The following is a 13,658-nucleotide window of genomic DNA, read 5'->3' on the forward strand; positions in this document are numbered from 1 at the left end:
TTTTCAAATTTACAATCTTTTTAAGATAGTTTAAGCAACCTTTTATTAAATTAGGTATCTATTAAGAAATAACCAACCATGAAAAAATCGCTATGCTTACTCTTTCTGTGCTTTTTCTTTTTTATATCTAAAGCGCAAACCACAGATTTATCAGTAGTTGTAGAAGCACAAGATTTATCAGGAAGCCCAATTTCTCAGATTGGTGTTTATGCAGATTTTCAATATATAATTACCATTTTTAATTCTGGAAATGCTGTAAATAACACGACTTTTATTCAAAATTTAAATTCTAATTTAACCATACAAAGCTATATTAGTCAAAATGCATCTGGTGGAGCAAGTGCCATCAATCCAATAAACATCAATTCTAATGTAATTGATGGTACCATTGCTAGCTTACCTACAAATGGGAGTGTACAATTAAAGGTTGTGGTTAAAGCCTCCTTAACTCCTGGTGGAATAGCAACAGATGTTACTGTTAATCCTCCTACAGGAACAACAGATAATGATACTTCTAATAACACATCCATAATCTCAATAGATGTTGTTGCTGTGCCTATAGATTTTACAGTTGTTTATAATCAAATAAGCCCAGTTTCTGGTTCTTCTATTACTGATTGGAACCAGACCATTACTTATCAATTTACTATAACAAATAATAGTACAGTTCCTTACCCTTTACAAAGTTTTAAAAATAGTTTTTCAAATTCAATCAGTACAATTTATGGTGTCCCGATTATTCAACTTAATAGCATTAATTGTATAGGAGCAACTAACGGAATGTCTTGTGTTGATATGTCAGGAATTGGAGGCGTACCAATAAGTGTTTCTTCTTCAAGCGATATTTTTAACTATACTACACCTATCGAATTTACTGCAGGTGGAAGCTTAACATTTGAAACGGAAGTGAATTTTTTTGATCCATCTTGTGGAACACAATTACAACAATTAGAAGTCTCTAGTTTAATAAAACTTACACTTATACCTTCATACATAAATCAATCTTCTGATGATTCTAATAGTATTATTAATCCCCTACCAGAAGGTAGTCTGTGTCTTTTAGCAGATTTATGTATTGATACTATACAAACCAATCCTGACCCTTCGCAACAAGTTAATTGGAATCAAGAAGTAACCTTTGTGTCTACTATATGTAATATGGGTCCAGAAGATGCATACATGCGTTTTTTCTTGCAAAATTTAACAGTAAATGTAGATTGGCAAATTATGTCTATTACTTGTAATGGTACAACGGGAAACATTACTTGTAATGATTTTACATTAACTGATCAAGGTCAATTTTGGGAAAGTAGCGAGTTTGTTTTACCATCTGGAACAACTATAACTGTTACTACAGTTGCTATTTTCTTAGAACCTGATGACTGTACAACTTTAGTAGAAGACAATACATTAGTACATGTTAGGAGTGGTGTAAACTTATTGGAATCTGCTATTATAGATCCAAATATTGTTAATAATAATGATAGTGATTTTGTTTTATTACCACCTTTACCTTTATGCGAACCTGATGATCTTGTCCAGCTCTCTGTTACCAAAACACAAATAAACCCTGTACTTCCTGCTGGTTCTAATGCTACAAATACTATAGAATGGGGAGAAGTTACTTATCAAATTGTAGCCACAAATTATAGCGACATAGATTCTGTAACAAGTTTGGTAGAATATTTAGACGTTACAACTCCTGGTGCATTAGTTTCTGTTACTTGTGTTGGTACAACTGGAACAGTAACCTGCTATGATATTATTAATGCTAATATTGGAATACTTTTAGATGGTGTTCCAGATAGTGGGCAACCTGATGTTTTTTGGGAAATTACACCTGAAGAAAATTGGATACTTCCAGCACAAAGCTCTATAACCTATCAAGTCATTATTGATTGGCAACCAGAATGTAGTATAAATGCTATTCGAGCTAGAAATTCTGTTGCTATTAATAGTGAAAGTGATCCAAATGAAGAAGACCTTAGTGATAATACAGATTTAGTAAACACTTACTTTGCACCATGTATAGATATATTAGTACAAACATATCCAGAATTTACTTCTGTAGGTGTTAATGATACTTTTAATTGGATTATTGATATTACAAATAGTAATGTTAGCTCTAACGCTACAAATATTGATTTTGAAGATGTTTTAGGTCCACAATTTACTATTTCTGGTACTCCAACTTGTACAGTAGTTACTGGATCTGCTACCTGTATGTCTGGATTTAATATTGACACCTCAACCAATACAATTATTGGTACAATTGCTAATATGGAAGCAGCATCTACAATTCAGATAACTATTCCAGTGACTGCTCCAAGTTTTGGTGGTGCTTTTACAAATACTGCAGAAGCTATAGCAAATATTAACGATAATAATGAGCTTACTCCAGAAACTAATGTTTCTATTAGTAATGTTCAGGTTATTGCTCCTAGAGTTGAAAAAACATTTACGCCAACACAAATTATAGTTGGACAACAAAGTACATTAGAGTTTACTGTTTTTAACCTTGCAGGAAACCCAGAACAATCTAACATTAGTTTTACAGATAATTTACCTATAGGATTGACTATTACCAGTCCAATTACTTGGGTAAATGCAAATGGTTGTACTGCTACTTTTACAAGTACTATTGGTGGAACAACGGTTGGTGTCACAGATTTAACAATACCAAATGGTATTGATAGTTGTACTTTTTCTGTTGAAGTTACTTCAACTACAATTGGAGACTACCTAAATAATTCGATTAATTTTACAGATCAAAATAATATTGATAGCTCTCAAGCTAGTGCCTTTTTAACAGTATTAGAAGATACTTCTAATGTCGATATTGAAGTTTTAAAAACAGTTACGCCAACAGAGACTTCAATTGGAGGAATTGTTACTTTTACCATCACTGCAACTAATGTTGGAACAACAGAAGCAACAATTATTTCAATCCTTGAAAACTTACCTATTGGATATCAATTTGTATCTGCATCTACTAGTTCTGGAACTTATGACAACACTACTTTTTTATGGAGTGTTTCTAATTTATTACCTAATCAATCTGAAACGTTAACTATTACAGCTCAAGTTATTTCTTCTAACAACCTATTAAATACTGCTAGTTTAAATAGTGTGTCAGAAGTAGATCGAGACGAGACTAATAACGAAGACTCTGCTGATGTAACTGTTAATGATTGTTTAAAAATCCCAAGTGGGTTTTCACCAGGAAATGATAGTACAAACGACACTTTTATAATACCTTGTATTGAAGATTATCCAGAAAACAACTTGAAAATATATAACAGATACGGAACTTTAATTTACGAAAGTAATAACTACATAAACAATTGGAATGGAATGCCAAATAAAGGTCCACTTAACCAAAATAAAGTGTTGCCAGTTGGAACATATTATTATGTGTTATCCATAAAAACAATAGAAAAACCTTTTGTAGGCTATCTATATTTAAATTATTAAACCTTTTTAGTTCTAACCTCTTTACCTAAAAAGTAAGATATTAATACTAAAAATATACCATAAAAAGAAAAACCTAAAACTCCATGTCCAGCATCATAATGTGCAACAGTAGCCAAAATAACATCGTAGAAAAAACCTGCATAAGCCCATTCTGTTAGCCATTTACTTTTTCGCCATATAATCATAATAACGCCTAAAACTTTTAATATTGCTAATGGTATTACAATATAAGTAGGGTAATTAAAGTTTTTAAAAAAACCTTGAATCAATTCAGTTTTAAAAAAATACATTTGGGCAGAATACAAAAAAAGCACACAAACCAAAATAGTGACTACCCAATAAATAATGGTTTTTAAAGACGTTTGCTTCATCTATTCAAATTTTGCTTCAATAATATCCATAAAACGTGTTTCATAATCTTCTTTACCTTCCCAATTATTATAATCTGGTTTTACTACATTATTAATTAAATTAGTAGCTTCAGCAAAAGAAGACGAAGTGTTTAATTGAGATAACACACGATTATAGTCGTCTGCTTCACCATCAAACAAATGTTTAATAAAGGCTAACTTATCATTAAGCCCAATATTTATTCCTGATTTTAATTTATCGTTTAACGATTTTTTTTCATCAGTATCAGACTTAGAAACAGGTTCAAAAACAGGTGTTTCTTCAAATCCTGCTGTAATTTCTTCAAAATCATTTTTATGGTATTCTTTTTTAGGAATTACAGTTTCAATTAGCTCATCAACTTGATGTGTTTCTTCAGGCATTTGGGCAACCATATCCTTTATTTTTTCCATAACTGGTTCCATAATTTCATCATCTTCTTCATCGTCCAAGTTAATATAGGTCTTATCACCTACTTCAATAGTATCACTCACTTTATTATTAAAAGCAGAATCTAGCATCCCAAAAAACGAAGAATCATTTCCAATAGTTGGTAAATCGTCTTCAAAATTTTCATTTGCAAACTTTAAAACCGTTAATTTTTCATACAAAACAGCAACTTCAGCATGCATTTTATTAACATCTTCTCTTCCTTTTAGCTTTAGAATCCTATGTGCTATACTTACTAATTCTGATTCTAATTTCTTCTTCATGAGCTTTATTTTTTATAATTTTTTAATTTATTGCAAGTTAGCCTTTTGATTTTTAATAAATTTGAGCCACCTTTATACAAAACAAAAACACATTTGTTTTAGTGCTAAATTTACAAAATGTTTCTTGAAAATACAGTAAATCAAAAAGAACAATTTGGATGGATAGAAGTCATCTGCGGATCCATGTTTTCTGGTAAAACAGAAGAATTAATCCGAAGACTTAAACGTGCCCAATTTGCAAAACAAAAAGTAGAAATTTTTAAACCAGCAATAGACGTGCGTTATGATGAGGAAATGGTTGTGTCGCACGACTCAAACCAAATTAGATCCACTCCAGTTCCTGCTGCTGCAAATATCCCAATTTTAGCAGATGGTTGTGATGTTGTTGGAATTGATGAAGCCCAATTTTTTGATGACGAAATTGTTAGAGTCTGTAATGACTTAGCAAATAAAGGTATTCGTGTAATTGTTGCAGGTTTAGATATGGATTTTAAAGGTAATCCTTTTGGTCCAATGCCTAATTTAATGGCTACTGCAGAATATGTTACAAAAGTACATGCAGTATGTACTAGAACAGGAAATTTAGCCCAATATAGCTTCAGGAAATCTAAAGATGATAGTCTTGTTTTATTAGGTGAAACAGATGAGTATGAACCATTAAGTAGAGCTGCTTATTATAAAGCAACAATGCGAGAAAAGGTTAAAAAAATTAACGTGAATGACGCAGAAACCTTAGATACAAACACCAAAACATCTAATGGTTAATACGCAAGAAACCATCCTAGAAATAGATTTAAATGCATTAAAACATAATGTTAAACATTTACAATCTAAACTATCAAATAACACTAAGTTTTTAGCAGTTGTAAAAGCATTTGCATATGGTAGCGATGCTGTAGAAGTTGCCAAGTACTTACAAAATTTAAATATAGACTATTTTGCGGTTGCTTACACCTATGAAGGTGTTGCGTTACGTGATGCTGGAATCACCTCTCCAATTTTAGTTTTACATCCTCAACCTGCAAGTTTTAATACTATTATAGAACGTTGTTTGGAACCAAGTATCTACTCTCATAGGGTTTTAAAGCTTTTTATAGCTTGCGCTGAAACACATAATCAAGCCAATTATCCTATTCATTTAAAATTTAATACAGGTTTAAATAGATTAGGTTTTTCTGAAGAAGAAATTACTAAAATATTGAACCTTTTAGGAAAAACCGAAAGTATTAAAGTCCGTTCATTATTTTCTCATTTATCAGCAAGTGAAGATTTAAACGAAAAAGAATTTACTTTAAAACAAATTAAAACTTTTAAATCCATCGCAAATCAAATTCATCAAAAATTAGATTACAAACCCTTTTTACATCAATGTAATACCTCTGGAATTATAAATTATCCAGAAGCACATTTTGATATGGTTAGAAGCGGAATTGGATTATATGGTTTTGGTAACGATCCAAAAGTAAATCAACATTTAAAACCCATTGCAACTTTAAAAACAATAATCTCTCAAATCCATACCTTAAAAAAAGGAGATAGTTTAGGTTATAACAGAGGTTTTGTGGCTAAAAAAGATACTAAAACAGCAACACTCCCAATTGGTCATGCAGATGGTATAAAAAGACAATACGGAAATGGAAATGGCTTTGTAATTATTAATAACAAAAAAGCACCAATTTTAGGAAACGTTTGCATGGATATGATTATGGTAGACATAACAGATATTGATTGTCAAGAAGGTGATCAAGTTGTTGTTTTTGACCAATCACATACTGCCGAAACTTTAGCCGAAAAAGTCAATTCCATCTCATACGAATTGCTTACAGCTGTATCTCAGCGTGTAAAACGCGTAATTCATCGATAAATTTAACATAGGTAGTAATGGTTTAGGTCTATTATGTTAAAAAATTAACTAAATTCAACATCATTAATATTAACTAACACTAAAATTTAAAATTATGTTTAAAGAATTTAAAGAGTTTATTACAGGTGGAAATGTAATAGAATTTGCTGTAGCAGTAATTATGGCAGGAGCTATTGGATCTGTAGTAACAGGTTTTGTAAACAACATCGTAATGCCATTTGTAGGTCACTTTACAGGAGGTGTTGATTTTGCAGACAAAAAAATCGTGCTTGACGAAGCAGTAGTTGATGCAGCTGGAAAAATAACTACTCCAGAAAACGCAATTATGTGGGGAAGTTGGGTAAACACAATTATTAACTTAATAATCGTTGGATTTGTAATGTTCTTAATTGTAAAAGCTTACAATAAAACTAAAAAACCAGTTGAAGATGCTCCAGCAGGACCATCTGATAATGAGTTATTAATGGAAATTAGAGACGCTTTAAAAAAGTAATTTAATTTTATATTATCATAAAAACCGATTTTAAATTTAAAATCGGTTTTTTTTATGCCTTATTTTTAAGAAAAAATTAATTCCTTTTTAACCTATACCTCAGCTAAATACTCTAATTTTACACGCTCAAATTTAAATGTTTTAAAAATGAAAGTAGCATTAGTAGGCGCAACTGGAATGGTTGGAGATGTCATGATAAAAGTTTTACAAGAAAGGCAATTTCCTGTAACAGAATTTATACCTGTAGCTTCAGAGCGATCAGTAGGTAAAACCATTACATTTAACAATAAAGATTATACTATTGTAGGTTTACAAGATGCTGTAAACCAGAAACCTGATATTGCTTTATTTTCTGCTGGAGGAAGCACCTCTTTAGAATGGGCTCCAAAGTTTGCAGAAGTAGGTACTACAGTAATTGATAATTCTTCAGCTTGGAGAATGGATCAAAACAAAAAATTAGTCGTTCCAGAAATTAATGCAAATCAGTTAACAAAAGCAGATAAAATTATTGCAAATCCAAACTGTTCTACTATACAGATGGTAATGTGTCTAGCTCCTCTTCATAAAAAATATAAAATTAAGCGTGTAGTAGTTTCTACTTATCAATCTATTTCTGGAACTGGTGTAAAAGCGGTTCAGCAATTAGAAAACGAGTTAGCAGGAATTAAAGGAGAAATGGCTTACCATTATCCAATCTTTAAAAATGCTATACCACATTGTGACGTTTTTGAAGACAACGGTTACACAAAAGAGGAAATGAAATTGGTAAACGAGACTCAAAAGATACTTGATGACAGATCTATAGCTGTTACCGCAACTGCAGTAAGAATACCAACAGCTGGTGGACATAGTGAAGCAGTAAATATCGAGTTTGAAAACGACTTTGATGTTAACGAAGTAAAAGATTTATTAAGTAAAACAGATGGTGTTGTTTTACAAGATAATATTGACGTAAACACTTATCCAATGCCACTTTACGCTAACGGAAAAGATGATGTTTTTGTAGGTCGTATTAGACGTGATGGCTCTCAAGCAAACACAATAAACATGTGGATTGTTAGTGATAACCTACGTAAAGGTGCTGCTACAAATACAGTTCAAATTGCAGAGTATTTAGTAAAAAACAATCTGGTTTAAGATAGTTTATCGCTAATAGTCTTAATTTCATCGGTTTAATCTGATGTATAGGTTAATAAATTTATATATTAGTAGCTAATAATTTAGCTATTGGTGAAAAATTACTTTGTCTTTTTTTTAGCTGTTTTTTATTTTTTGATGTATACATCTTGTTCATCAGAAGATAACTATAGACCTATTATTGAACCAGAAGAAGAATCTCCTGTAAATTTTAATCCAGAAGCGACACCATTTAACGTACTTTCAGAATACAACTTTTTTGATGGTAACTTAAAAGAATTAACTCCAGTTTTTGGCGTGTTACCTTATGAGCCAATTAATTCATTATTTACGGATTACGCTCATAAAAAGCGTTTTATTTGGATGCCAAAAAACAAAACTGCAAGTTATGTTGACGACTATTCTATATTAAACTTTCCTATTGGAACAGTACTTATTAAAAGTTTTTATTACGAAAACGTACTACCTGACAATTTACCTAGAATTATTGAAACCCGTTTAATGTATTACACTTCTGAAGGCTGGAAATTTGCAAATTATATTTGGAATGACCAACAAACGGAAGCATACTTTGATTTAACTGGAGGTTATACAGATGTAAGTTTTATTGATAATGGTCTAACTAAAAACACAACATACAGAATACCTTCTTCAGCCGAATGCTTTACTTGTCATAAATCTGAAGTCAATTCAATCCCAATAGGAGTTAAACCTCAAAACCTTAACAAAAGTATTATATATTCAGATGGACTAAAAAACCAGTTTCAAAAATGGATAGAAATGGGATATTTAGAAGATAATCTTCCAACGACTATAAATACTGTTTCTAACTGGAAAGATACCTCAGCAACTTTAAATGATAGAATGAGAGGCTATTTAGATATTAATTGTGCACACTGTCATAGTGAAGACAGACATTGCGATTACAGACCTGTTAGGTTTGCTTTTGGTGACTATCAAGGCGAAGTTAGCTTAGGTGTATGCGTAGATCCTGACACACCAATTGCACCATATTCTAAAATTGTAGAATCCGGTAATATCGCACGTTCATTAATTCATTTTAGATTAAACAATACACAAGAAGAATACAGAATGCCTTTACTAGGCAGAACATTAATACATGAAGAAGGTGTTGCTTTATTAGAGCAATGGATTACCTCTTTAACCACTAATTGCGACTAAATTAATTAATCATGAAAAAACTATTATTAACATCCTTTACTTGCTTAGCCTCACTATTTATGGTTGCTCAAACAAACTCGGACACTTGTGCTGATGCTGATGCTGACACACCAATTACTGGCTCAGGAACTTTTACTGTAACTGGAACTGTAGATGGCTCTGAAATACCAATGCCTATTTGTGCAAATAATGGTACTGGAGCTACTAATGGAGAATGGTACACATATGTGCCTACTAATGATTTTACAGTAACTGTTACAACAGATTTAACTCAAAACTCAGGATTAGATACTCGTGTTCATATTTACTCAGGAGATTGTAACACTTTAACTTGTGTTGGAGGTGATGATGATGATGGTAGTGGGTTTTTATCTATTGCTATATTTGATGTAGTTGCTGGAACTAAATATTATATTGCTTTTGATGATAGATGGAATGATAGTGGTTTTGATTGGGAGTTAATTGAAGGTACAGTAGTGGTTCCGCCACCACCAGCTCCTGTAACTTTTACACAACAAAACCTTTCAACAAATGGTTCTAACAGAGCTGTTGTAGATATGAATGGAGACCATTTAGATGATGTTGTTGCTATTTCTGCAACAAATGTAAATATTAACTACCAACAATCTACAGGCGGTTTTAATGAAGTAAATATTACAACAACATCCGCGGATTTTACTCCTAACTGGAGTCTTGCAGCAGCAGATTATGATGCAAATGGATATACAGATTTATTATATGGAGCAGGTCAAGGGGTTACTTTTATGAAAGCTAATGATACAGGAACTGCATTTACAGAAGTTTCAGGGTCTGAATATGTTTTTTCTCAACGCTCAAACTTTGCAGACATCAATATGGATGGTCATTTAGATGCTTTTGTTTGTCATGATGTGCAACCAAATGTATACTATTTAAATGATGGTAACGGAAACTTAACATACTACCAAACTACAACTGGTGCTGCACCTTATAATTTAGGAGATTATTCTTCTGGTGGTAATTATGGTTCTATTTGGGTAGATTACGATAATGATGGAGATTCTGATATGTTTATTGCTAAATGTGGTGGTGAGGAAGCAAGACGTCGTAATCAAATGCACAGAAACGATTCTTATTATGATGCAACTAATAATTTAATAGTAAGTTATACAGAAGTTGCTTCTCAAATTGGTTTATCAGATCCAATGCAAACATGGTCCTCATCTTGGGGAGATTTTGATAACGATGGAGATATGGATGTATTTGTTGGTGCAAGTTCTGGTGCACATAAATTAATGAGAAACGATATTGATACTTCAGGAAATGTAACGTTTACAGATGTTACAGCTTCATCAGGCGTTTTAGCAATGACAGCTACTGGAATTGAAAATGTAACATACGATTATGATAATGATGGCTATTTAGACTTAGCATCAAATGGTAATCTGTTAATTGGAAATGGAGACATGACTTTTACTTTATACGAAGGTGTTTTACCAACAGCAGGTGCTTTTGGAGATTTAAATACAGATGGATTTATTGATGGATTTAGTAGTGGTGGAACCATATACATGAATGACACTACAGCTAATAATTGGCTAACCATAAATACCGTTGGTAACGCAAGTAATATTAATGGTATTGGAGCTAGGATTACTATCCAAACGCCTTCTGGTTCTCAAATTAGAGACGTTAGATCTGGTGATGGATTTAGATATATGAATACCCTAAACACACATTTTGGTTTAGGAACAGATACAACTATTACAAGCATTGTAGTAGAATGGCCATCAGGAATTGTAGATACAATCTTAAATCCAGTAATCAACCAAGCAATTACTTTAATTGAAGGTGCAAATCAATTAAGTGTTGACCAGTTTTTACTATCTGACTTGATTTTATATCCAAATCCTACGTCACGTAACTTAAATTTAAATAGTGAAAACTATAATTTGAATAGTGCTAATTTTTCAATTTTTGATATGAATGGAAGACAAGTCAAAAAAGGAAAATTAATTGATAATTCTATTGATGTTTCAAGTCTTCAGTCTGGAAACTATATTTTACATTTAAATAATAATGGCAGTGTAAAAGCACAGAAATTCATTAAAAAGTAGGATTAAAAACTAAAAAACATTTAAAAAGCACTTGTAACTAATATTACAAGTGCTTTTTTGTTTAAATTTATTGTCGAAATAAAAATCCCTTTCAATATGAAAAAATTAGCTATTAGTGTTTTAACAGTTATAACCATTATGTCTTGTAAAGAAGAACCGAAGCAAATAGAACGAAACATAGTTGTCGATTATCCAACTACAGCTAAAGTAGATACTATAACAAACTACTTTGGAGTAGAAGTAAAAGACCCTTATAGATGGTTAGAAGATGATAGAAGCGAGCAAACTATGGCTTGGGTAAAAGAACAAAACAAGTCTACTTACAGTTATTTAGATAGCATTCCTTATCGTAAACAATTAAAACAAAGACTAGAAAAATTATGGAATTACGAAAAAATAGGATCACCATTTAAAGAAGGAGATTACACTTATTTTTATAAAAATGATGGATTACAAAACCAATATGTAATTTACAGATACAAAACAGGCGAAGACCCAAAAACAGCAACCGTTTTTTTAGACCCAAATACCTTTAAAGAAGATGGAACAATATCACTTGGAGGAACTAGTTTTTCTAAAAACGGGAAGATTTTAGCTTACTCGATATCTGAAGGTGGAAGTGATTGGCGTAAAATTTTAATCATGGATACAGAATCCAAAAAAATAATTGAAGACACTTTAGTGGATATAAAGTTTAGTGGTATGTCTTGGTATAAAAATGAAGGATTTTATTATTCTAGTTACGAAAAACCAAAAGGAAGTGAGTTGTCTGCTAAAACAGATCAACACAGAGTGTTTTACCATAAACTAGGAACTTCTCAAAAAGAAGATCAACTAATTTTTGGTGGTACAAAAGCAGAAAAACACAGATATATCTATGGAAGTGTAACGGAAGACGATCGTTATTTATTGATTTCACCAAGAGTATCTACCTCAGGAAATAAACTTTACATTAAAGACTTGACTCAAGCTAATTCTAAATTAGTTGAAATTATAGGTCACACAGATAGCGATACTTATGTTATAACAAATGAAGATTCAAAACTATTTATAGTAACTAATCTAAACGCGCCAAATAAAAAAATAGTAACAGTTGATGCTTCAAATCCTACTCCAGAAAACTGGGTAGATTTTATCCCAGAAACTAAAAATGTTTTAAGCCCTTCAACTGCTGGTGGATATTTCTTTACAGAATATATGGTAGATGCGGTTTCAAAAGTGTATCAATATGATTATAACGGAAAACAAGTAAGAGAAGTGACATTGCCAGGTGTTGGTAGTGCTGGTGGTTTTGGCGCTAAAAAAGAAGAAAAAGAGTTATACTATTCATTTACAAACTATGTAACACCAGGAAGTATTTATAAATACAATATCGAAAAAGGAACATCAGAATTATTTCGTAAACCAAACATCGATTTTAATCCAGAAAATTACGAAAGCAATCAAGTATTTTACACCTCTAAAGATGGTACTAAAATACCTATGATTATAACACATAAAAAAGTGTTGGAATTAAATGGTAAAAATCCAACAATCCTTTATGGATATGGTGGTTTCAATATTAGTTTAACACCAAGTTTTAGCATTGCAAATGCAGTTTGGATGGAACAAGGTGGTATCTACGCAGTTCCTAACCTTCGTGGTGGTGGAGAATATGGAAAAGAATGGCATGATGCAGGAACACAATTAAAAAAACAGAATGTATTTGACGACTTTATTGCTGCTGCAGAATACCTAATTGAAAACCAATATACCTCATCAAACTTTTTAGCAATAAGAGGTGGATCAAATGGTGGATTACTAGTTGGAGCAACAATGACACAACGTCCAGATTTAATGAAGGTAGCATTACCAGCTGTTGGTGTTTTAGATATGTTACGTTACCATACGTTTACTGCTGGAGCTGGTTGGGCTTATGACTATGGTACAGCAGAAGACAGTAAAGAAATGTTTGAGTATTTAAAAGGTTACTCTCCAGTACATAATGTTAAAGAAGGTGTGCAATATCCAGCAACAATGGTAACCACAGGAGATCATGATGATAGAGTTGTACCAGCACATAGTTTTAAGTTTGCTGCAGAATTACAAAGCAAACAAACAGGAAATAATCCAACATTAATTAGAATTGAAACTGATGCAGGACATGGAGCAGGAACACCTGTAAGTAAAACTATCGAGCAATATGCAGATATCTACGGTTTTACATTATTTAATATGGGATTTGATGTACTACCTACTAAAATTGATGACTTTAAAGATTAATAAATAAAACATAAACTAGATATTTAAAAACCGTTCTTCTATTAAGT

10 protein-coding genes are annotated in these 13,658 nt (G+C 31.8%); 8 read left to right on the top strand and 2 right to left on the bottom strand.

Annotated features, from left to right (window positions below; translation table 11 throughout):
- Nucleotides 1-78 precede the first annotated feature (78 nt).
- On the top strand, nt 79-3,474 hold the full coding sequence (locus SJY17_RS03335; RefSeq protein ID WP_397364049.1) for a gliding motility-associated C-terminal domain-containing protein: 3,396 nt from the start codon (nt 79-81) through the stop codon (nt 3,472-3,474).
- Here the strand turns inward: SJY17_RS03335 and SJY17_RS03340 are convergent.
- Nucleotides 3,471-3,845: a DoxX family protein gene (locus SJY17_RS03340; RefSeq protein ID WP_397364050.1), complete on the bottom strand. Its 375-nt coding sequence runs from the start codon at nt 3,843-3,845 to the stop codon at nt 3,471-3,473. The genes SJY17_RS03335 and SJY17_RS03340 overlap by 4 nt on opposite strands.
- The gene (locus SJY17_RS03345; RefSeq protein ID WP_397364051.1) at nt 3,846-4,577 is read right to left on the bottom strand and encodes a hypothetical protein; all 732 of its coding nucleotides are present in this window, start codon (nt 4,575-4,577) and stop codon (nt 3,846-3,848) included. It abuts the gene before it with no gap.
- Nucleotides 4,578-4,694: 117 nt separating this feature from the next.
- On the opposite strand from SJY17_RS03345, the gene SJY17_RS03350 reads away from it, so the two are divergent.
- From SJY17_RS03350 to SJY17_RS03380, 7 genes are all read left to right on the top strand, one after another.
- Complete coding sequence (locus SJY17_RS03350) at nt 4,695-5,342, top strand: thymidine kinase (RefSeq protein ID WP_397364052.1); 648 nt, start codon at nt 4,695-4,697, stop codon at nt 5,340-5,342.
- Complete coding sequence (gene alr / locus SJY17_RS03355; RefSeq protein ID WP_397364053.1) at nt 5,335-6,441, top strand: alanine racemase; 1,107 nt, start codon at nt 5,335-5,337, stop codon at nt 6,439-6,441. The genes SJY17_RS03350 and alr overlap by 8 nt, the downstream gene beginning before the upstream one ends.
- 94 nt (nt 6,442-6,535) lie before the next feature.
- Nucleotides 6,536-6,934, top strand: a complete 399-nt coding sequence (gene mscL / locus SJY17_RS03360; RefSeq protein WP_397364054.1) for a large conductance mechanosensitive channel protein MscL — start codon at nt 6,536-6,538, stop codon at nt 6,932-6,934.
- Between the two features lie 147 nt (nt 6,935-7,081).
- Nucleotides 7,082-8,071, top strand: a complete 990-nt coding sequence (locus SJY17_RS03365) for an aspartate-semialdehyde dehydrogenase (protein ID WP_397364055.1) — start codon at nt 7,082-7,084, stop codon at nt 8,069-8,071.
- Between the two features lie 138 nt (nt 8,072-8,209).
- Entirely contained in the window at nt 8,210-9,253 is a 1,044-nt protein-coding gene (locus tag SJY17_RS03370; protein WP_397364056.1) for a hypothetical protein, read from the top strand.
- An 11-nt stretch (nt 9,254-9,264) separates the two neighbouring features.
- Nucleotides 9,265-11,349: an FG-GAP-like repeat-containing protein gene (locus tag SJY17_RS03375; protein WP_397364057.1), complete on the top strand. Its 2,085-nt coding sequence runs from the start codon at nt 9,265-9,267 to the stop codon at nt 11,347-11,349.
- A 96-nt stretch (nt 11,350-11,445) separates the two neighbouring features.
- Entirely contained in the window at nt 11,446-13,611 is a 2,166-nt protein-coding gene (locus tag SJY17_RS03380; RefSeq protein ID WP_397364058.1) for a prolyl oligopeptidase family protein, read from the top strand.
- Nucleotides 13,612-13,658: the final 47 nt, after the last annotated feature.

This window comes from Olleya sp. R77988 (assembly GCF_044594215.1).
Classification (GTDB): domain Bacteria; phylum Bacteroidota; class Bacteroidia; order Flavobacteriales; family Flavobacteriaceae; genus Olleya.

Bases quoted from the DNA above. Each gene is read 5' to 3' on its own strand.
- SJY17_RS03335 (WP_397364049.1), top strand. From the start codon at position 79: ATGAAAAAATCGCTATGCTTACTCTTTCTGTGCTTTTTCTTTTTTATA.
- SJY17_RS03340 (WP_397364050.1), bottom strand. From the start codon at position 3,845: ATGAAGCAAACGTCTTTAAAAACCATTATTTATTGGGTAGTCACTATT.
- SJY17_RS03345 (WP_397364051.1), bottom strand. From the start codon at position 4,577: ATGAAGAAGAAATTAGAATCAGAATTAGTAAGTATAGCACATAGGATT.
- SJY17_RS03350 (WP_397364052.1), top strand. From the start codon at position 4,695: ATGTTTCTTGAAAATACAGTAAATCAAAAAGAACAATTTGGATGGATA.
- alr (WP_397364053.1), top strand. From the start codon at position 5,335: ATGGTTAATACGCAAGAAACCATCCTAGAAATAGATTTAAATGCATTA.
- mscL (WP_397364054.1), top strand. From the start codon at position 6,536: ATGTTTAAAGAATTTAAAGAGTTTATTACAGGTGGAAATGTAATAGAA.
- SJY17_RS03365 (WP_397364055.1), top strand. From the start codon at position 7,082: ATGAAAGTAGCATTAGTAGGCGCAACTGGAATGGTTGGAGATGTCATG.
- SJY17_RS03370 (WP_397364056.1), top strand. From the start codon at position 8,210: ATGTATACATCTTGTTCATCAGAAGATAACTATAGACCTATTATTGAA.
- SJY17_RS03375 (WP_397364057.1), top strand. From the start codon at position 9,265: ATGAAAAAACTATTATTAACATCCTTTACTTGCTTAGCCTCACTATTT.
- SJY17_RS03380 (WP_397364058.1), top strand. From the start codon at position 11,446: ATGAAAAAATTAGCTATTAGTGTTTTAACAGTTATAACCATTATGTCT.